Origin of the sequence: Oceanobacillus sp. M65 (assembly GCF_052246275.1) — a bacterium.
Lineage (GTDB): Bacteria > Bacillota > Bacilli > Bacillales > Amphibacillaceae > Oceanobacillus_B > Oceanobacillus_B jordanicus.
Genome location: NZ_JBQQCJ010000003.1, coordinates 308,095 through 328,229, shown reverse-complemented (window position 1 = coordinate 328,229; position 20,135 = coordinate 308,095). Strand labels below are relative to the sequence as shown.

The following is a 20,135-nucleotide window of genomic DNA, read 5'->3' as shown; positions in this document are numbered from 1 at the left end:
AGATGCAATTACTTGTTCTGAAACTTGGTGGTAGCATATTGGAAAAACTTCCAACTCAATTTTATCGAACAGTTGGTGATCTTCTTCATAAAAAACAGTGCCTTCCCATTATCGTACATGGCGGAGGGCCAGCCATTAATCAAATGTTAGAGAGCTTGCAAATACCAAATGAAAAAGTTGATGGATTACGGGTTACCTCGCAAAGTGTTTTGGAAATAGCCGAAATGGTAATGTGTGGTCAGATTAACAAACAAATTGTATCAGAATTTCAGCTAGCAGGAGTCAACGCGTGTGGTTTATGTGGTGTGGATGGCAATTTATTGCAGACTGTACCTGCTGATAGAACAGGTAAATTAGGCTATGTCGGAGAGGTTGAAAAAGTGAATACAACATTTCTTACTACTTTTCTCGAAGCAGGTATCCTGCCTATCATTTCTCCAATCGGCACAGATAGTTATGGCCAACATTACAACATTAACGGAGATACTGCCGCCACGGCAATCGCTCAGGCACTTGGAGCGGACCTCATTTTTGTTAGTGATATCGATGGGGTCATGGAAGAGATCAATGGACAAAAAACATTACTTTCAACACTGGATGAACAAGAAATTTACGACAAAATAGCGTGTGGCAATATTTATGGTGGGATGATTCCCAAAGTGAAGGCCGCTTTAAAAGGATTAGCAAATGGTATAAAAAGAACAGCAATTGTTAATGGGTTGAAACCAGAAGACTTAGGAGCATTTATTCATGGAGAAACGAGAGGAACTAGCATTCTATTAAGGAAGGAGAAATACGATGAGCCAGTCCATACCAGTAAATGATCTGCCTGCTATAATGAGTGTCTATAACCGCTTTCCAATCAAGCTTGCAAAGGGAAAAGGAAGCTATGTCTGGGATACCGAAGGGAAAAGATACCTTGATTTTACTTCTGGGATTGCGACGTGCAATCTCGGACATGTGCCTGATTTTGTTCATAAGAAACTTTCTGAGCAGCTCTCCTCGTTATGGCATTGCTCTAATTTATTTACCATACCTCAGCAGGAGGAGCTAGCAAAGCGATTAACCAACAACTCTTCTTGTGATCAGGTGTTTTTTTGTAACAGTGGTGCTGAGGCAAATGAGGCAGCGATTAAACTAGCGAAGAAATACGCAAAGGATCAAGGGAAGCCGGAAAGAACCGAAATAGTCACGTTCCATCATTCCTTTCACGGTCGGACTGGCACCACGATGGCTGCTACTGCACAGGAAAAGATTCATCATGGATTTGAACCAATAGCTACTGGATTTCGCTATTTACCGCTAAATTCCCAAGACGCATTATCACAAATTGATAACGGAAAAACCACAGCCGTGTTAGTTGAACTTATTCAAGGGGAAGGTGGCGTCCGTCCTGTTGAACAGAAATGGATTAAAGAACTTCAGGAACAATGCCGTCAATCTGATATTCTATTGATGGTCGATGAAATCCAAACAGGGATAGGAAGAACAGGAACACTATTTGCCTATGAACAATTTGGTATAACGCCAGATGTAATCACACTAGCGAAAGGACTTGGTTCCGGTTTCCCGGTTGGTGCCATGCTGGCACGACAGCAGGTAGCCGCTTCTTTTCAACCAGGCACTCATGGCAGTACGTTTGGTGGAAATCCGCTAGCAATGACTGCAGGGACAGCGACATTAGACGTTATGCTTGAGGAAGGATTTCGCGAAGATGTGTTAGAGAAAAGTAGCTGGTTATTAAAGGCTTTACTTAATTTAAAAGAAAGATTCGGCAATATAATAGATGTTCGAGGACGAGGCTTTTTAATCGGTGTAGAAGTAAGCGGCAATGCAGGAGATTTGGTTTCTATCTTCAGGGGAATAGGGATCCTTGTTTTGACAGCTGGACAGCATGTATTACGAATCCTTCCACCACTAACCGTCACTTGGGAAGAACTTGAAGAATTCATCCATACCTTTAACAGAATTTTCGTAGAGGGAGAGAATAACACAAAATGACAAAAGGCTATCTTATGCTTCAGACAGGGGAAGTATTCTCTGGTGACTGGATTGGTGCCAAGCAAGATACCACTGGAGAACTTGTTTTTAACACCAGTATGACTGGATATCAGGAGATGATGACAGACCCATCCTATACCGGCCAAATATTAACCTTTTGCTATCCGATGATTGGTAATTACGGTATTAATCTGCATGATCTGGAAAGTAGTGACATTGCGGTATCTGCTGTGATTATGAGTGATGTCTGTGAAGATCCGAGTCATTATCAATCTGTCGCCACAATGTCGGAAAAACTGGCACAGGCTGGGGTGTCTGGATTGACGAATATTGATACGCGGGCGTTAGTTGCAATTATCCGTAAACATCAAACGGTTCGCGCAAGAATTGTGTCGCAACAATCCTCCACTACCTCGATGTCTTCCTGGAAGCAGGAAAGTACAATTGAACTTGTAAGAACCGTGACAGTCCCGGAATATGAAGTGGTCGGAATGGGGGACATTCACATTGTTCTTCTAGACTTCGGCTATAAAAAATCAATTGTAGATGAATTGCTAGCAGCCCAATGCAAGGTAACAATTGTCCCTTTTACTACATCAGTTGAAGAGATCGCCCTTCTGTCTCCTGATGGAATATTAATTAGTAATGGCCCTGGGGATCCCATAGAATTGGAGGCTTATTTTTCGCCAGTTAAACAATTATCGGAAAGGTACCCAACCCTAGGTATTTGTTTAGGGCACCAACTACTAGCACTGGCCTATGGTGGCAAAACGAAAAAAATGCCTTATGGACATAGGGGCGGCAACCATCCTGTCAAAGAGCTGATAACAGGAAAAGTAACCATTACTTCACAAAACCATGGCTACGAAGTCGTTGAAGAATCGATTGATAGGGAGGCCTTTGAACTTACTTTCCGTAATGTCAACGACAATTCGGTGGAAGGAATCCAACATCGTAGACTTCCTATTCAGTCTGTTCAGTTCCATCCAGAAGCCCATCCAGGGCCAAGTGATGCAGCATATATTTTTCAGGATTTTTTACAACAGGTTAAAACAAGGAGGGAACAGGCATGCCAAAGTGTACACAGCTAAAGAAAGTTCTCGTTATCGGTTCTGGCCCGATTGTGATTGGGCAGGCAGCTGAATTTGATTATGCAGGAACACAGGCTTGCCTTGCTTTAAAAGAAGAAGGAATAGAAGTCATACTCGTTAACAACAATCCAGCAACGATTATGACAGATAAATCCATTGCTGATCAGGTGTATATGGAACCCTTAACTATAGAGATACTTGAAAAAATCATTGCTAAGGAAAGACCTGATGGGATAATTGGAACACTAGGAGGGCAAACGGGTTTAAATTTAACTGTACAATTATATGAAAAAGGAATCCTTGAACAGTATGGCGTAGAGGTGCTTGGTACGCCAGTCACAGCCATACAAAATGGGGAGGATCGCCAATTATTTCGAAATCTTATGTTAGATATAAAGGAGCCAATCCCTGAGTCAAAGATTATTGAAAATCTTGAACAAGGGCTTTCTTTCATCCGAACAATCGGTTTTCCTGTAATTCTCCGTCCAGCCTATACGCTTGGTGGGGAAGGAGGGGGATTTGCACATAACAAAGCTGAATTTGCTGAGTTACTTGTAAAGGCACTATCGCTTAGTCCGATTAACCAGGTACTGGTTGAGAAAAGCATCAAGGGATGGAAGGAAGTTGAATATGAGGTAATGCGTGATGCAAATGATACGTGTATCATTGTGTGCAACATGGAGAATATGGACCCAGTTGGGGTTCATACTGGTGACTCTATTGTTGTCGCGCCCTCCCAAACTTTAACAGACGTGCAATACCAACTATTACGGACAGCTTCTTTAAAAGTAATCCGTGAGCTTGGCGTCATAGGAGGGTGTAATATTCAGTTTGCCCTCCATCCAGAATCCAATGACTATCGGATCATCGAAGTGAACCCACGGGTTAGCCGTTCTTCTGCCTTAGCCTCAAAGGCATCAGGGTATCCAATTGCGCGGATTGCAGCCAAATGTGCCGTTGGTTTTTATCTCGATGAAATCTTGAACCCAATCACCGGAAATACATATGCTTCGTTTGAGCCGGCTTTGGATTATATTGTAGTAAAACTACCACGCTTTCCGTTTGATAAATTTACCGAAGCAGATCGAACCTTAGGTACCCAAATGAAGGCAACTGGGGAAGTAATGGCAATTGATCGGACATTTGAAGGTGCATTGAATAAAGCAATCCGTTCGCTAGAGCTGGGAGTATACAGCCTGCATTGGCCAGGGATGGAGAAGAAGGCGAAAGCAGAACTAGCTAATCTACTTCACGTACCGAATGACCTCCGGCTTTTCGCCATTGGGGAAGCACTTCATCGTAAGATCGACATAGCTGAAATCATGCGGCTGACGGAAATGGACTACTGGTTTATTCGAAAACTACGACGCATCATTGACATGGAGGAGACAATGGCTTCCTACCAATGGCCTGACATCCCCCCTGAAGTGTTAAAACAGGCTAAACGCTTCAATTGTAGCGATGAACGTATTGCTGAACTGACAGGTGCATCCCCTAAGAAACTTAGAAAAAGATATAAGGAAATTTCACTCCAGCCAGCGTACAAGCTGGTTGACACATGCGCAGGGGAATTTGATGCCGTTACACCATATTATTACTCTACATGGCATGGTTACGATGAAGTGAAATCACTAGATTCGAAGAAAAAGATCCTTGTATTAGGCTCTGGTCCCATCCGTATTGGGCAAGGCGTTGAATTTGATTACTGTGCTGTTCAAGCAACTATTACTTTGAAGAAAATGGGCTACGACGCAATTGTCATGAATAACAACCCTGAAACCGTAAGCACAGACTATTCCCTTGCAGATCGTCTCTATTTTGAACCACTGGCATTAGAAGATGTGCTGGCCGTTATTCAAAAAGAGAACATTGATGGTGTGCTTGTACAATTTGGTGGTCAAACAGCAATTAATCTAGTACATGATTTAGTGGAGGAAGGTGTACCGATACTAGGTACAACTGCGAAAGCAATTGATAAGATGGAAGATAGAGATGCATTCTATCAAGTGTTGGATGAGTTAGAGATTCCTCATATCGCAGGGGAGGTCGTTTCTCATTCTGAAGCATTAAAGCAAAGTGCTAAAAAAATTGGCTTCCCTATTTTGATTCGTCCATCCTATGTAATTGGCGGTCAATCAATGTTTATAAGCTATAATGAATCCGAGCTTCTTCACTATGTAGAGCGCATCGAAGCAGATACGAACGGACAATGCTGGCCATTATTGCTTGATTCGTATTTAGCTGGAATAGAGTGTGAAGCGGATGTGGTCAGTGACGGCCTGGATGTTATCATACCAGGTATTTACGAGCATGTGGAAAAAGCTGGCGTCCATTCAGGGGATAGTATGATGATCTTTCCTTCTGTAAGCTTAACGCCAAGCATAAAGGATAAAATGACAAAGATAATCCAAGGCATTTGCAGAAAGGTACCGATAGTGGGCGTAATGAATATTCAATTCATTGTTTTCCAGGATGAAGTATTTGTCATCGAGGTAAATCCAAGGTCCTCTAGAACCATTCCAATTATTAGCAAAGTAACAGATATGCCAATTATGGAATGGGGAGTGCAGGTGCAAATGGGCAGGCCTTTGGCTACGTTATCTAGTGAGTTAAATGTCATGAAAGAGCCGGCTCATTATACGGTAAAAGCACCTATCTTTTCAGCAGGGAAATTAAAAGGGGTGGACCATGTGCTAGGACCAGAAATGAAATCCACGGGCGAAATTATTGGAATGGGAGAAAGTCTAGAAACAGCTATAAATAAGGTCCGTCCTGATCTAACTAGTGAACACTTAAAAATCTTTGTTTCTATTACAGATAGATATAAAAAAGACGCCGTTTCGCTTATTGAGCAGCTTGTGGGTAAGAATGTAAGTTTGTCAGCCACAGCAGGCACCGCAAAATACCTTGCAGCTACTGGCTTTAATGTAGTGGAGGTATCGAATGATCAAAGCGCTATAGAAGCACACTGGAAGAAGCAACAACCAGATGTATTACTCAACATACCAACAAAAGGAAGAGAACGACGCAGAACAGGATTTTATTTAAGAGAGCTAGCAACTCGATATGGGATTACCTGTTTTACGAGCCTTGATACTGCTCAGGCAATTCTTCTGGCGGAAAAACCTAGTCAGATTGAGGTTTGTTCATTAAATGAGTATATGGAGAAGCAAATGGTTTAGTCTCTAGATTATTTATTTATTTATTTATTTATTAAGAAGTGAAGTTTCGGAGCTGTCTCAAATGCTGAGACAGCTCTTTTTAGATTTATATTTTTGCGTTTACTTGCTTTATCCAAAACGCAGTTCAGAAGTTTAGTCCATTCCGTGTTTCGCTTGCTGTGTTTACGGTAAATAACTCAGTAAAACTACTTTAGGAGGCTTTTCATTTGAGAGATATTAATCAAATTCCAAGCGAAGCACGTTCATTATGGCAAGAGGATAGACGGATTGCTACCTATCCACCTTTAGATAAAGATTTAATGGTAGACGTAGTAATAGTCGGTGGTGGGATTACTGGTCTTGTTTCTGCATATCTCTTGGCAAGGGAAGGTAAAAAGATTGCATTACTAGAAGCTGGCAGCCTGCTAGAAGGTACTACTGGTTATACAACCGCGAAAATTTCCTCGCAACATGGGCCCATTTACCAGGAGATAATGAAAATACACGGCAAAGAAAAAGCCAAACTGTACTATGAGGCAAATAAGGAGGCGTTAAAATATATTCGCAAACTCCAGGAAGAGGAGAATATTGCCTGTGATTTAACTACAGAAGACGCCTACCTTTATACGACAAATGATAAGAACCTAGAGATATTAGAAAAAGAAGAACAAGCATACAACGCCTTGGGGATAAATGGGGGTGAGGCAACAGCGGAAGTGGACCTTCCTCATACGGTAAAGAAGGCTCTCGTGCTGCGTAACCAAGCACAATTTGACCCTGTGAAATTTCTTCAAGGATTGCTCCCCTCCATTAAAAATAATGGTGGTTGGATTTTCGAACATACAAGAGCTGTAAGTGTAAAAGGAAGTTATGAACCAACAGTAAAGACTGAAAATGGTCATAAAATAAAGTGCAAGGATGTACTAGTAAGTTCCCATTTTCCTTTTAATGATGAGCAAGGTGCCTATTTTTCGCGTTTGCATGCACAGCGCTCCTATGCTATTGCTGTGAAACCAGTCAAAACCCCTCCAAAGGGAATGTACCTTGCTGTCGATTCACCTTCAAGGTCATTAAGACAAGCTACTGATCCTAATGGAGAACCATTGCTGTTAATTGGTGGACAGGGGCACACTGCTGGGAAAAATGATGATTCTACATTTGCTAATTATGAAGCTTTAAAGAATTATGGAGAAGAAGAATTTGGGATCGCATCCATTCCATATCGCTGGTCTGCCCAAGATTTAGTATCACTCGATCATGTTCCATACATCGGGCAAATGGTAACTGGCAAAAAGCATGTGTGGGTAGCAACAGGTTTTGCCAAATGGGGCATGAGTAACGGTGTAGTGGCGGCTTTATTATTGAAAGACCTTATTCTTGAAAAAGAAAACCGCTATGCTGCTTTGTTCGATCCAACCAGAACTGAGTTAAAAAAAGGAGCTAGCTCTTTTATAAAAGAGAATACAGATGTAGCAAAAGAATTAGTTAAAGGAAAAGCACATCGGGAGGATAAAACGGTCGATGAACTGGAGCGTGATGAAGGCTCTATAGTGGTTCATAATGGTAAAAAGGCAGGCGCTTATCGCGATATAGCTGGGAATATTCATGTAATCAAACCAACGTGTACTCATATGGGCTGTGATGTAGAGTGGAATGACGCAGAACGCTCATGGGATTGTCCATGTCATGGCTCACGCTTTTCACATACAGGCTCTGTAATAGAAGGGCCTGCGGTGAAATCCTTAAAGAAAATGGAAGAATAGAATGAGAGGATAAAATATAGCGGCTAGGAGTTGATGCGCCCCCTAGCAGCTATATTTTGTACCAAATAACATTTGCTTATAAGTTTCGCTTGTTCTACTAGCCAAGCCACTCCCACGCTTCTTCCACTTCATTAGATTTAAATTGCTTTGCTTTTATGCCTGGAAGATAATGACCGAGATTAGCAGCAGTACCAATCCACTTTTCATCACTAACAATAGCGAACTTTTGAAATTGGCTCCAATGTTTCGCGTCGAATTGCACCCCGTCTATTATACCTTTCCATGTCATTCCATCGATATCATGTACAATAGCCAAAACATTAAATTTATCCCCGTTAAAGCTTTGGGCAACTCTTTCATCTAGTAATGCCGCATCTTCCTTCGTTGCCCTTCCAGTAAATTCTACCGCAATACTTGAGGTGCTTTTACTTGGCAAAAAGGTAATCATAAAAATCCTCCTCTACTTAGTATCTTGTTGCAAGCTTCCCGAGTTCTATGGAAATTAAACGAATTTGCAAAGTGGAAAATCATATATATGAAAGAATATTCAAAACAAATGGTATATAATGTTAATATAATTGTATAAAAGCCAACTATGACAAAGGGGGAACAAAGTGACAATTACATACCATATTAACGATTCAACTTTAGACGCCAATATTTTAGATGGACTGCAAGCATTACATAAAACCATTTTTGGTGAGTCAGACAACCTTAGTTGCAAAATGACAGGTAAGCCATCGTTAGTGATCGTAACAGCGATGGATGGCGAAAGGATTATTGGGTATAAAATTGGATACGCGTTAGATAATAGTACATTTTATAGCTGGTTAGGAGGAGTGGATCCGCTATACCGAAACCATGGTATAGCCTCCGCTTTAATGAAAAAACAGCATGACTATTTAAAAGAAAGAGGATATAAAGTAGTTCAAACAAAGACCATGAATAAGTGGCGCAATATGTTAGTTCTCAATATTAAAAGTGGATTTGATGTAGTAGCTACATGTACGGATGAAAAAGGATTACATAAAATTATTTTGGAGAAGCGTTTACTTTAATAGCGCATTCTTTTATTTTTAGGTTTATAAATAAAAGCGAGGGTGTAGCAGTTGGAAAGCAATATTGAAATATATGAAAAAGAATCTCAGAAATTTAATCTCTATATCCATTTAATTTCACGTATTAAAGAAATAGAGGAAGCATTACCTTATGGTGCTGAGGTTGCCTCTAAGTGGAGAGGTGTTTTTGCACAATCACTTACAAATAAAACATACCCAGTAATGCATCCAATTGGAAAAGAGACGTTTCCCCTTTATATTAAGTTCCCAACTGGGATCTTTGAATTTAACTTAGATATTGATGGTGCGACTTTATTAATAAAAGAGGAAGGGTTTTTACCAGAAACAATTTCTCCAGAGAAAATAATTAAGGCTGTGGACCAAGGTAATATAAACAAAGACCCTAAATTAATAAAACCAAATCATAAAAACCCTGTTATCATACTTCAAAGTTAATATTTAACTGATAATAAAATGTACTGTATTAACGGGAACCATAGGATATTTGAAGCGTACCGAAACAACGATAATCAAATAGAGGTTTTCCTATTTAAAGATTTAGACTTTGTTCCATTTATTTATGATGCTCTAAGTAAAGCAATCTATTTAATAGAAATAGATTTTATGAATATAGTAAAACGTTAATTTAAGTATAAGGGTAATTTTTATATTGGAGATGAAATCAATGATAAAGGTATTACAAAAAGCGATTGAATTAAGAGAAACAGAAAATCATAAAGAATCGAACCAGATATTAATTGAATTGGTCAAGGACTATCCAAAAAACGCGTCCATAAACTATCAATGTGCTTGGAGTTTTGATTTGTTGGGAGAAGAAGCTAAAGCAGTCCCCTTTTATGAAAAAGCGATTGAGCTTGGATTGGAAGAGAATGAACTACAAGAGGCCATATTGGGGTTAGGTAGTACTTACAGGACACTAGGAGAATATGAAAAGTCAAAATTAACCTTACAAAAAGGACTTGAAGCTTTCCCGCATAATAAAGCAATTCAAACATTTTATTCAATGACCTTATATAATTTAAAGGAACATAGTAAAGCTATGAAATTGTTATTAAGATGCTTAGTTGAGACAACATCAGATGAGAAAATAATAAGCTATAAAAGAGCCATTCATTTCTATTCCGATAAATTAGATGAAACTTGGTAGAGGTTCTATGCTGTTGCAGCAATCCTAAGAATAGACATCGGTAGTTTGAATTCAATGCAGAGCCGTAAGTTTATCGTGCATTAATAAGTTCTCTCTAAATAGGCCATTAAAGTCTATGGTGAATAATATTTATTTGCATTTAGGAGGGGTTTTATGGAACTAACTTATTCGCGGTTACCAAAAACTAAACAGAAAAATCGAGTTCATTACAAAGCCGACTAAACAAAAGGAGTAGGGAATAAAGGTAGCACATTTCAGAGACTCAGCAGGCTCACTGATTTATATAGAGACTGATTTGAACAGGAGGTATTAATGTGTTAAACGTGAAAGCATTAGAAGAGGAAGACTATGAATTGATCAAAGAAGCAGAGAAAGTCATTGAAAAGAATTATATATATGGACGCCATCACATTGGTTCGGCAGTTCGAGCTAAGTCAGGAAAGGTGTACGCTGCAGTACATTTAGAAGCAAATGTGGGAAGAATAGCTGTATGTGGGGAAGCGATTGCTATGGGGAAGTCCATATCAGAAGGGGACCATGAATTTAAAACAATAGTAGCAGTAGCTCATCCTCATCCACACGAGGATATTGAAAAATGCTGGGTTGTGGCACCTTGTGGGATGTGTCGCGAGTTAATCAGCGATTATGGTAGTAATACTGACGTCATCATCTCGTATAATGATACGTTAGTGAAGTGTAATGTAATGGAGTTATTACCAGAAAAATATTAGGCAATTAAACTAAAAGAATGGTTAACAAGACTGGGGGGCTATAATATGCCTTATAACTGGGTAACCTGTTCACCACCAGAGGTGAGAGGTTTCGTTTTTAATCTTCTAGGTGAAATAAAAGAGGTTATAAAGGAAGACTTTAATGGTTGCTATCTACACGGTTCCTTAGCGATGGGGGGATTTAATCCGAAAAGTAGCGATATTGATATTCTGGTTGTATCTAATAAATCTCTAACTTTAAAGACAAAAAGGGACTTAGCAAAGCTGTTACTTGCAAGTTCAAGTAACCCTTTTCCGTTAGAATTAAGTGTTTTAACTATAAAACAATTAAGAGATTGGAAGCATCCCTGTCCATTTGATTTTCATTATAGTGAGTGGTGGAGAGCTGGTTATGAAAAGGACTTAGCAAAAGGCACCTCCCATTATTTAAACGACGAGATTAAGACAGATCCCGATTTAGCTGCACATATAACGATATTGAACCACAGAGGAATCTGCATAGAAGGGAACCCTATAATGGAAGTCTTTCCCTCTGTTCCTCGGTCTGATTATCTATCATCCATAATGGGAGATTTTCAAGATTGTTTAGAAGGCATTGAAGAGGACCCTATCTATTGTACGTTAAACCTTCTTAGAGTGCTTTGGTATATTAACGATGACGTCATCTCATCAAAACAGGAAGCTGGTAACTGGGGGATATCAGCACTACCTTTGGATGTACGGTATACCATTCAAAAAGTGTTGAAGTGTTACGATTCTACTAAAAGTAAGTGTGATTTTGAGAAAAAGGAACTTTTAAGAATTAGAGACTTTATTGAGAGTACGGTTCAAGAGATAATCTAGCTTGAATATAAATTCATCATCAAATATTGGTATGACAAAGGTGGAGGGGTGAGGGGTGAAAAATAGAATTATATGTGATAAGTACATATTTACGGGGATTATACTTTTACTCATAGTTTTAGTCGGTTGTGAGGAAGAGGAAGTTATTGTTACTAAATTCAAGCATCCAAAGATGGATCAAACTTTCGAGATTGTAAACGCTTATAAACTGTATGATGAGTTTATAGAGGAGGCATTAAAAGAGAATCAGCAAGAAAATATAGAAGCATTGTATGAAACAAAGGTTATGGATCCTATTTATGATCAATGTATTGCTGATGGAGAGCATAAGCAGGTGATGGATTTAGTATGGGACCAATCTTTATCAAATCTTAGAGACACTCAAAAACTTATTGAGGGTATTGATTCAGAGAGCATAAATGGGGCTATTAAAGAGGCATTAATAAAATCTTCTAATTTGTTACCTTCTGATATAGAGAATACCGTGTGTGTGTTTCCAACCTTAGGTGAGGAGTCCCCTGTTGGCTTCAATGTTGGGGCAGGAAAGATTTTACTTTTCCATAGCAGTTATTTAGATGAAGAGGATTATAAAATAACTACAGCGCACGAATATCATCATAGTGTATGGACAGAGAAATTCTATGATCAGAATGATTATTCTACAGTGTTAGAGAACTTGGTTTTTGAAGGGAAAGCAGTAGTCTTCGAAGAACTCGTCTATCCTGAAATGTATTCATATTCGACTCCCGTGTATTCCACTTATGATAAAAATCATTGGAAATTAATCGAAGCTGACTTAAATCGGGGGGACTCTGAGCGAAGTTTAGAAATCCTTTATGGAGAAGGGGAGCTACCTCCATACTATGGGTATAGTGAAGGCTATAAAATTGTAATGAACTATCTTGAACAGTATCCGGATTTAGAGCCAGATGAGTGGTTGGGGATAAATGGTAAGGAAATTTTTGAAGAGGGAGAATATCGTTCCAACTATGAATAGCTTAATAGGAAAAATGTTAACTATTAAGATTTGTTGAGTTGGACTCTTAGGAAGTGGTAACGAAATGACTAAAATCTGGAGGATTGACTTACAGTAGGAGGGAAAATGAAGATAATTAAAGTGATTTTTAAAGTGAGTTTCGTTATTTATTTAATAGCATTGACAATGTTGCTGTTTCTTAGAAATAGAGGCTATATGTGGGCAGATCTTTCGTTAATAGAATATATAAAGAGCTCTTCAAATGTCGTCCCTTTTAAGACGATTAACACATATTTCCAAGCAATATTTGATGGTAGCATGAATTTGGATATACCGATAAAAAATCTTGGTGGCAATATATTCATGTTTTTGCCAATGGGCATTTATATGCCATTTTACATCACAAAGCTAACGCGTGTAAGCACATTTACTACTTTTATGATTGTACTGTTGTTCTTAATAGAAACCTTACAACTACTAACACGAACGGGCAGTTTTGATATTGATGATTTCATCCTCAATATGCTAGGTGCTTTGCTAGGTTATGGAATTTGGAAAACACTACCTCTTCAGAAAATTGTTAGACAGTAATAAGTATTTATTTTTTTGTAAAGAATACACAACAAAACAGGCATACGTTAGATAGCATGCCTGTTTTATGTTTCAGTTCATTCTTATAAATACAGCTCAAACCAGCGACAGATATGATTTAGTCTTTCTTGACGCATTGCTGGTTTTCCGCTTCTACTAAGCTCATGGTTAGCACCAGGGAAACGAACGAATTCAACCTCTTTACGCAAATGTTTCAAAGCAATGAAAAGTTGTTCGCCTTGTTCAACAGGACAACGGAAATCTAATTCCCCATGCAGAATTAACAATGGAGTTTCCACGTTTTCTGCATATTTTAAAGGAGAAATCTCCCAAAGCTTCTCTGGGTCATCCAATAGGTTAAGACCATGTTCCCACTTTGTAAAGAAGAAGCCAATATCACTTACACCGTAAAAGCTTAGCCAGTTGGAGATGGAACGTTGCGTAACAGCTGCTTTAAAGCGATTTGTATGACCAACAATCCAGTTTGTCATGAAACCACCATAACTTCCACCAGTTACACCAAGTCGATCTTCGTCAATATAGCTATAATTGTCTAATACATAGTCTACAGCTGTCATAAGATCTGTATAATCTCCACCACCATAGTCAGAGCGACAAGCATCCACAAATTCCTGGCCATATCCGTGGCTTCCTCTTGGGTTTGTGTAAAGCACGACATATCCTCTTGCTGCTAAGAGCTGCATTTCAAAGAAGAAGGTTTGGCCATACATTGCATGTGGACCACCATGGATTTCCAACACAAAAGGATATTTTTTACCTTCTGTAAAGCCATAAGGTTTTAATAGCCATCCTTGTATTCCCTTCCCATCATCTGCTTTAATAGAAATCGTTTCGGGCTCTGCAATGGCTACTTCCTCAAGAAAAGCGCGATTGCTTTTTGTTAACTGTGTAAGTGTACCGTCTTTTTCCAAGTAATAAAAATCACATGGATTTGTAGCAGAGCTAATACCTAAAACAAAGGCTTCCTTATTCTGATCATAGGAGAAACCAAATACATGGTTATCCTTTTCATAGAGGGTGGTCAGTTCTTTATCCAAGGAAACTTCGTAAAGTCCAGTAGAACCTTGATCTGTTGCGATGAAGAACAAGCTTTTCTCATCTTTTGCCCAGACAGGTCCTGCTTCTGATTGCCCTAGACGTGTATCACCGATCATCAGGTCACCAAGCTGTATGTCCCAACTTTGACTAAGGCATGTACGCTCACCTGTCTCAGGATCAAATACGTAGATTTCTGTTAGCGTTGCTCCAGCATATTCAAACCCATGGCCAAAACTAACGATTTTATCACCACTTGGTGAGAAAGAGGCACTATGGTATCCACCTTCTCCATCCGTTAGCTTTTTACGTTCTTTTGATTGTAGGTCAAGTAAAAATAAGTCATTTGATAACTCATAATCTGCATCAGCATTTAGATTAGCTGCAAATAAAAGCTGTTTACCATCTGGTGAAATATCCTGGAAACTATGATCAGCACCATCCCGTGTTAGTTGAGTAAATGTGTTGTTTTCCACATCTAATACGATAAGCTGAACTCGTTTGTTATCATGAAACCCACTGGAATCTGACTTATATTTCAGACTATTCACGATAAGTGGTTGCTTTTTCTTTGCTTCTTGTTCCTTTTGTCGTTCTTCCTTAGATTGTTCTTTTTGGTTATGTAGATCGTCATCCTTATCGAGTGAGGCATGGAAAAAGATATACTTGCCATCTTTAGACCATGTTGGGCTTGATGCACCATTTTTAAACGTAGTTAGCTGTCTTGCTTCCCCGCCTTCTGTTGGCAACATCCATAACTGAGATAATCCACTTCTAGTAGATTGAAAGACGGCACTCTTTCCATCAGGTGAATAACGAAGGTTGCTATTTTTGATATCTCCAAAGGTCCATTGTACAGGGGGCTCGCCCTGAATGGATTGTACAATCAAATGAGAGTTGTAATCATCATTATCATTTGCTGTTGTGGAAACATAGCTATAGAAGTTTCCGTCAGGTGAAATCTGAGGATCACTGTAAACTTCTAATCTAGTTAAATCTTCTGTTTTTAATGCACGTTTTGTGCTTGTCATAAAATATCCTCCCTATATATATCGAAATTTCTGTATTTTTATATTTTAAACTATTTCGAGTGCCGAATCAAATGTTTATGTTAGGCTGTTTTCTGCAATTCCCTTAAATAGGCCTCTAGTTGACTAGGTGAAGTAAAGACATGTATTGCTGTGTCTTCTAATTTTGAAAGACGCTCATAGACAAGTGGGGCTTTCTTTTTATTATACGTACGTACCCAGTTGAAAAACTCCCAATCAAGCCTTTCTTTACAGTCTTTCCCCATATCAGGACGAGTCTTATTATGATATTGTAAGCGTCTCTTCACGATCCCATAAAGGCAGCGAAGTGTCTTGTAATGCAAAAAGATAACCGTGTCTGCCTGTTGTAAGCGGAATTCCATTGTCGCATTATAGTTTCCATCTATAATCCAATCATCAGTCTCCTGTATCTCCATCGTTTTTTCAATTAGTTCCTCACGTCCGATCGGGTCCCAATTAGGTTTCCAAAAAATTGCGTCTAGATGGTAAACAGGAATATCTAGTATTTCGCCAAGCTTTCTCGCTAATGTAGATTTGCCAGCACCCCCACTTCCAATGATTGCAACTTTCCTCATAACATAACTCCCTTCCTAAATATATGGACAAGCAAGAAGAATTATTATAACATAATTTTCTAAAAATACATTCCTTTTATTTCACAGTACAGGGTTTAAGATTAATCATTCGATCTCGTGTTATAGTAAAGGATAATTTAAAAAGGAAGGAGAAGTTGTGATGAAGAAAGAAGAGATTCTCCACAAACTCACACATCATACCGCTGGAATCCTCGGAGCAGAAGACCTCTATAAATATGCCATCCTTCTTCCGTTAGTGGAAAAAGAAGATGGGATCCACCTTTTATTTGAAGTACGGGCAGCTAGCTTAAGAAGGCAACCTGGAGAAATCTGCTTTCCTGGCGGGAAAATAGACCCTAGTGATGCAAGTGCCCAAGATGCAGCTCTTAGAGAAACCGAAGAAGAATTAGGGATAGAAAAGGAACGGGTTTCTGATGTTCTTCCATTAGATTACCTTGTTTCATCCTTTGGAATGATTGTCTATCCATACACAGGAATAATAGACAGTACTTTGGATGTGATTCCTAATCCCAGCGAAGTGGATGAAGTATTTAGCGTGCCATTGCAATTTTTTTTGGATAACCCGCCACAAATTCATTATGTGAATGTTGCAATGGAGCCAGAGGAGTCATTTCCTTTTGAGCTCATCCCTGGTGGAAAAGACTATGAATGGGGAACAAGTAAATTTGCAGAACACTTCTATGTCTTTGGGGATAAAGTTATTTGGGGCTTAACGGCAAGAATTATTCATCACTTTGTAGAAAGATTGGAGAAGACTTGAGAGTGAAAGAGTAAGACGGTCATTTCCACTTCACTCTACTATCTTTTGTTATAATTGATAGGGAATAATTTTACTAGAAAGAAGTGTAGAACATGAAGAAATTGCTTACTATTTTGCTGTTAACAGGATTAATATTAATGGGGGCTTGTACTAAGGCTGAGGGTGAACAAGGTGTAAAAGATGACGCTTCGTCAAATAAAGATGTTGAGTCTAAAGAAGACAATGTGGTTTCAAAATCCTCCAACAACAAACAAGAAAATGTAGGAAAAACAAATGCCACTGACTCAGAAGACTCTTCAATAAATGAGTCCACTGATACTACTAAAACAGATAGTGGTTCAGCTTCTGAAGATACTGAGGTTGGGCAAAATGAAGAAGCTACTAAAAATGAGTCTCTTGGCACGGACTTGAATGTAGAAATGTACTTAAATGAGCATTATGCCATTGAAAATACCCACTATAGCTTAGATACCTGGGAAAATGAAGAAACAGGAAGAACAGAGTATATTGTTCGTATCATGCCTAATACTGAACAATTTGGGGAAGAGATAGAAGAGGTTTTTGAGAATGGTAATCCTTATATGGATGATGAGCGAACGGAAAATATGTTTAAAGTAGCGGAGGAATTATTAGTAGATTTACCACAGTTAGATGATAAGGTTCATATTGAGTCGGTTCTTTGGAGTACTGCTGAGGACGACGAGTTTCCCATTCTATTAATCCAGGATAGGGCGCAAAGTACAATAAACTAATAATAGATAGTGAATAGACTCACTCCAAAAGGAGGAATCAAGTTGATTCGGTGTGTCGGCATAACAGATGAAAATACAATCGAAAAAGATATAACTATACGAGATGTCACCCAAAATAAATATAAATGGTTCTGGGTAGATTTTGACAAACCGACAGATGAAGAGATAAACCATCTATCCAATACATTTGAATTTCACCCATTAGCGATTGAAGATTGTATTCAAAAACTCCAAAGACCAAAACTGGATTACTACGAGGATCACACATTTTATGTCGCCCATTCTGTACGAGAACAAGAAAGAGAAATTATAAGGGACGAGTTAAATTTTTTTGTGAACGAGAATTTTATCGTAACGTTTCATCGTGCTGAGGCTAAAGAGATTACCCATGTTTGGGAGAAGCTTCACGCTGGTAGGAATACGGATGTGTGGGACACTTTCTATGTGTTTTATCAAATATTAGACAAAATTGTAGACAACTATTTTCCACTCATTTATAAACTGGAAGATGAATTGGATTTAATCGAAAATAATACACAAGACAGATCAATGAATGATTTAATGAGTGAATTATTTGATATACGAAACATGTTATTGAATTTAAGGCATTCTGTTAATCCGATGCGAGATTTGTTATACAGGATGTTAAATTCCCATCATTTAGTTGAAATTAAAAACAGGAGGGAATACTTTTCTGATATCTATGATCATCTTTTGAAATTAGCGGAAATGGTCATGTCTAATCGGGAAGTAACTGCTGATATAAGAGATAGTTACCTTTCCCTTAACTCACATCAAACGAACAATGTTATGAAAGTCTTGACGATTATTACATCCATATTTGCTCCATTAACATTGATAGCGGGAATATACGGAATGAATTTTGAAAATATGCCTGAATTAACTTGGAAGTATGGCTACTTTTTTTCTATTATATTAATGATCGTCATTGCGTTTACTATGTTTCTTTGGTTTAAAAGAAAAGGTTGGTTTAAGTAACGCACCAGTAGTGAAGGGTTAGTTGAGCCAGAGCAATCTGCAAGTTTTTTAGTTTGGAATTTAGAAGCTATAAGTAAAATGCCGAGCGTTTACTCAAAGCCTTGTCGGTGGCTCGAGTTTAAATACGCTCGGCATTTTTAGATTTCTTAAGATTAATTACTTACTTTATCAGGTTCAACTATATTGGCATCTGCAATGTAAGCTTGTTGAAGCTGCTTTGTTATCTTACCTGGCTTGCCATCAGCAATCTGCTTATCGTCCACAGAAATAACGGGCATAACTTCCGATGTACTGCTAGATAACAGTATTTCATCAGCTGTCGCGATATCGTCCACAGTAAAGCTTTCTTCAATGAATGGTATCCCCAAATCATTAGCAAACTTTTCAACACGCATACGGACACATCCGTGCAAGATATTATTTGTAGCTGGATGGGTGTAAATTTTTCCGTCTTTTACTAAGTATACATTGGAAGAGCTACACTCTGTTACCAATCCATTTTTATGTAGGATTGCTTCGTAGCAGCCATTTTCCTTTGCTTCCTGTTTTGCAAGTACATTAGGTAGGAGGTTCAAGCTTTTTATATAGCAGTTCTCCCAACGAACATCCCGCTGGGTAATCGTTGCAACGCCAGCGTCCATCTTTTCTGTGTTGCGTGGTAGATCCTGAACATATGCATATACATTTGCCGGAATTCCCTCAGGAAAAACATGATCTCTCGGAGCCGACCCCCGTGTAACCTGTAAGTAAACCTTGCCGTCTTTATTCATCTTATTTCTTTCCAATAGTTGTAATAGTAATTGAGTCATTTCTTCCTTTGTAGCGGCAAGATTAATTTTCACCGCAGCTGCCGAACGAAATAATCGATCCACATGCTCTTTAAGTAAATAGTATTCTCCATTATAAATGCGAATCACTTCATAAATGCCATCGCCAAATTGAAGCCCGCGTTCTTCATAAGGATATTTCAAGTTATCTCGGTGAGTGAAGCTTGATTGTGTCATAATAATTGGATAAACAGCCATGCGATTTCCCCTCCCTAAATCTTATGCCTATTCTATAACTTCTCCGAATAGATGTAAATTGGAATCTCAAAAAAAATATTATGGAAATGTAGTCATAAGAAAAAGGGTAAAACAGCTTTGAAGAGTTGCTTTAACTGCGTTGTTATTAGGGGGTTTCTAGTATTCTGTCGAAAAAAGTAAAATTTTCTCTTGCATTCTCTTAAAAGCCTTGCTATAATCAATAATGCATTCAAAAAAACAACGTAATTGTTGATTTGAGAATAAAATAATCTAACAATCTCATGCGGGTGTAGTTTAGTGACGAGCGAAGCTTCCGCCGAGTAACCAACGAGTTGCCTCGAAGCACAAGCAACTATGAGTAAGCTAGAAGATGCAGAGGCAGTCTGACTTATAGAACGTGTACTATTATAAAATATTAATCTTATATTCCATGCGGGTGTAGTTTAGTGGTAAAACCTCAGCCTTCCAAGCTGATGATGAGGGTTCGATTCCCTTCACCCGCTCCATACATATGT

General features: G+C 38.7%; 19 protein-coding genes and 1 tRNA gene. 16 read left to right on the top strand and 4 right to left on the bottom strand.

The window, feature by feature from the left end:
* Positions 1–2: 2 nt before the first annotated feature.
* The 5 genes from argB (at position 3) to ACTWPF_RS13765 (ending at position 8,016) form a co-directional block, all read left to right on the top strand.
* Positions 3–824 carry an acetylglutamate kinase gene (gene argB / locus ACTWPF_RS13785; protein WP_443149460.1) on the top strand — a complete coding sequence of 274 codons (822 nt, stop codon included), beginning with the start codon at positions 3–5 and terminating at the stop codon, positions 822–824.
* Positions 799–2,001 carry an acetylornithine transaminase gene (locus ACTWPF_RS13780; RefSeq protein WP_443149459.1) on the top strand — a complete coding sequence of 401 codons (1,203 nt, stop codon included), beginning with the start codon at positions 799–801 and terminating at the stop codon, positions 1,999–2,001. The genes argB and ACTWPF_RS13780 overlap by 26 nt, the downstream gene beginning before the upstream one ends.
* A complete protein-coding gene (locus tag ACTWPF_RS13775; RefSeq protein WP_443149458.1) occupies positions 1,998–3,092 on the top strand; it encodes a carbamoyl phosphate synthase small subunit in 1,095 nt (364 codons plus the stop codon). The genes ACTWPF_RS13780 and ACTWPF_RS13775 overlap by 4 nt, the downstream gene beginning before the upstream one ends.
* A complete protein-coding gene (gene carB / locus ACTWPF_RS13770) occupies positions 3,071–6,274 on the top strand; it encodes a carbamoyl-phosphate synthase (glutamine-hydrolyzing) large subunit (protein ID WP_443149457.1) in 3,204 nt (1,067 codons plus the stop codon). The genes ACTWPF_RS13775 and carB overlap by 22 nt, the downstream gene beginning before the upstream one ends.
* Before the next feature lie 206 nt (positions 6,275–6,480).
* On the top strand, positions 6,481–8,016 hold the full coding sequence (locus ACTWPF_RS13765) for an FAD-dependent oxidoreductase (protein ID WP_443149456.1): 1,536 nt from the start codon (positions 6,481–6,483) through the stop codon (positions 8,014–8,016).
* 97 nt (positions 8,017–8,113) lie between these two features.
* Here the strand turns inward: ACTWPF_RS13765 and ACTWPF_RS13760 are convergent, their stop codons facing one another.
* Positions 8,114–8,464 carry an STAS/SEC14 domain-containing protein gene (locus tag ACTWPF_RS13760; protein ID WP_443149455.1) on the bottom strand — a complete coding sequence of 117 codons (351 nt, stop codon included), beginning with the start codon at positions 8,462–8,464 and terminating at the stop codon, positions 8,114–8,116.
* Positions 8,465–8,630: 166 nt separating this feature from the next.
* Here ACTWPF_RS13760 and ACTWPF_RS13755 point away from each other — a divergent pair, with 166 nt between their 5' ends.
* The 7 genes from ACTWPF_RS13755 (at position 8,631) to ACTWPF_RS13725 (ending at position 13,383) form a co-directional block, all read left to right on the top strand.
* Positions 8,631–9,074: a GNAT family N-acetyltransferase gene (locus ACTWPF_RS13755; protein ID WP_443149454.1), complete on the top strand. Its 444-nt coding sequence runs from the start codon at positions 8,631–8,633 to the stop codon at positions 9,072–9,074.
* A 51-nt stretch (positions 9,075–9,125) separates the two neighbouring features.
* On the top strand, positions 9,126–9,530 hold the full coding sequence (locus ACTWPF_RS13750; RefSeq protein ID WP_443149453.1) for a hypothetical protein: 405 nt from the start codon (positions 9,126–9,128) through the stop codon (positions 9,528–9,530).
* A 229-nt stretch (positions 9,531–9,759) separates the two neighbouring features.
* Positions 9,760–10,242 (top strand): tetratricopeptide repeat protein, encoded by a 483-nt coding sequence (locus ACTWPF_RS13745; RefSeq protein ID WP_443149452.1) that lies wholly within the window; start codon positions 9,760–9,762, stop codon positions 10,240–10,242.
* A gap of 314 nt (positions 10,243–10,556) precedes the next feature.
* Positions 10,557–10,973 (top strand): cytidine deaminase, encoded by a 417-nt coding sequence (locus ACTWPF_RS13740; protein WP_443149451.1) that lies wholly within the window; start codon positions 10,557–10,559, stop codon positions 10,971–10,973.
* A 45-nt stretch (positions 10,974–11,018) separates the two neighbouring features.
* The gene (locus ACTWPF_RS13735) at positions 11,019–11,816 is read left to right on the top strand and encodes an aminoglycoside adenylyltransferase domain-containing protein (protein WP_443149450.1); all 798 of its coding nucleotides are present in this window, start codon (positions 11,019–11,021) and stop codon (positions 11,814–11,816) included.
* A gap of 55 nt (positions 11,817–11,871) precedes the next feature.
* The gene (locus ACTWPF_RS13730; RefSeq protein WP_443149449.1) at positions 11,872–12,813 is read left to right on the top strand and encodes a DUF2268 domain-containing putative Zn-dependent protease; all 942 of its coding nucleotides are present in this window, start codon (positions 11,872–11,874) and stop codon (positions 12,811–12,813) included.
* 105 nt (positions 12,814–12,918) lie between these two features.
* A complete protein-coding gene (locus ACTWPF_RS13725; protein WP_443149448.1) occupies positions 12,919–13,383 on the top strand; it encodes a VanZ family protein in 465 nt (154 codons plus the stop codon).
* Positions 13,384–13,466: 83 nt separating this feature from the next.
* Here the strand turns inward: ACTWPF_RS13725 and ACTWPF_RS13720 are convergent, their stop codons facing one another.
* Positions 13,467–15,470 (bottom strand): S9 family peptidase, encoded by a 2,004-nt coding sequence (locus tag ACTWPF_RS13720; RefSeq protein WP_443149447.1) that lies wholly within the window; start codon positions 15,468–15,470, stop codon positions 13,467–13,469.
* Between the two features lie 80 nt (positions 15,471–15,550).
* A complete protein-coding gene (locus ACTWPF_RS13715; RefSeq protein WP_443149446.1) occupies positions 15,551–16,063 on the bottom strand; it encodes a DNA topology modulation protein in 513 nt (170 codons plus the stop codon).
* A gap of 160 nt (positions 16,064–16,223) precedes the next feature.
* Between ACTWPF_RS13715 and ACTWPF_RS13710 the strand changes: the two genes are divergently transcribed.
* The 3 genes from ACTWPF_RS13710 (at position 16,224) to corA (ending at position 18,595) form a co-directional block, all read left to right on the top strand.
* A complete protein-coding gene (locus ACTWPF_RS13710; protein WP_443149445.1) occupies positions 16,224–16,844 on the top strand; it encodes an NUDIX hydrolase in 621 nt (206 codons plus the stop codon).
* Between the two features lie 92 nt (positions 16,845–16,936).
* Positions 16,937–17,596, top strand: coding sequence for a hypothetical protein (locus ACTWPF_RS13705; protein ID WP_238018659.1), 660 nt, complete (start codon positions 16,937–16,939; stop codon positions 17,594–17,596).
* 42 nt (positions 17,597–17,638) lie between these two features.
* Positions 17,639–18,595, top strand: coding sequence for a magnesium/cobalt transporter CorA (corA, locus tag ACTWPF_RS13700; protein WP_443149444.1), 957 nt, complete (start codon positions 17,639–17,641; stop codon positions 18,593–18,595).
* 152 nt (positions 18,596–18,747) lie between these two features.
* Here the strand turns inward: corA and dat are convergent, their stop codons facing one another.
* Positions 18,748–19,620 carry a D-amino-acid transaminase gene (gene dat / locus ACTWPF_RS13695; protein WP_443149443.1) on the bottom strand — a complete coding sequence of 291 codons (873 nt, stop codon included), beginning with the start codon at positions 19,618–19,620 and terminating at the stop codon, positions 18,748–18,750.
* A gap of 432 nt (positions 19,621–20,052) precedes the next feature.
* Here dat and ACTWPF_RS13690 point away from each other — a divergent pair.
* Positions 20,053–20,126 (top strand) — tRNA-Gly (locus ACTWPF_RS13690).
* The last annotated feature ends 9 nt before the right edge of the window (positions 20,127–20,135 follow it).

Bases quoted from the DNA above. Each gene is read 5' to 3' on its own strand.
- ACTWPF_RS13710 (WP_443149445.1), top strand. From the start codon at position 16,224: ATGAAGAAAGAAGAGATTCTCCACAAACTCACACATCATACCGCTGGA.
- dat (WP_443149443.1), bottom strand. From the start codon at position 19,620: ATGGCTGTTTATCCAATTATTATGACACAATCAAGCTTCACTCACCGA.
- carB (WP_443149457.1), top strand. From the start codon at position 3,071: ATGCCAAAGTGTACACAGCTAAAGAAAGTTCTCGTTATCGGTTCTGGC.
- ACTWPF_RS13705 (WP_238018659.1), top strand. From the start codon at position 16,937: ATGAAGAAATTGCTTACTATTTTGCTGTTAACAGGATTAATATTAATG.
- ACTWPF_RS13715 (WP_443149446.1), bottom strand. From the start codon at position 16,063: ATGAGGAAAGTTGCAATCATTGGAAGTGGGGGTGCTGGCAAATCTACA.
- ACTWPF_RS13745 (WP_443149452.1), top strand. From the start codon at position 9,760: ATGATAAAGGTATTACAAAAAGCGATTGAATTAAGAGAAACAGAAAAT.
- ACTWPF_RS13725 (WP_443149448.1), top strand. From the start codon at position 12,919: ATGAAGATAATTAAAGTGATTTTTAAAGTGAGTTTCGTTATTTATTTA.
- ACTWPF_RS13780 (WP_443149459.1), top strand. From the start codon at position 799: ATGAGCCAGTCCATACCAGTAAATGATCTGCCTGCTATAATGAGTGTC.
- ACTWPF_RS13720 (WP_443149447.1), bottom strand. From the start codon at position 15,470: ATGACAAGCACAAAACGTGCATTAAAAACAGAAGATTTAACTAGATTA.
- ACTWPF_RS13735 (WP_443149450.1), top strand. From the start codon at position 11,019: ATGCCTTATAACTGGGTAACCTGTTCACCACCAGAGGTGAGAGGTTTC.
- argB (WP_443149460.1), top strand. From the start codon at position 3: ATGCAATTACTTGTTCTGAAACTTGGTGGTAGCATATTGGAAAAACTT.
- ACTWPF_RS13775 (WP_443149458.1), top strand. From the start codon at position 1,998: ATGACAAAAGGCTATCTTATGCTTCAGACAGGGGAAGTATTCTCTGGT.
- ACTWPF_RS13760 (WP_443149455.1), bottom strand. From the start codon at position 8,464: ATGATTACCTTTTTGCCAAGTAAAAGCACCTCAAGTATTGCGGTAGAA.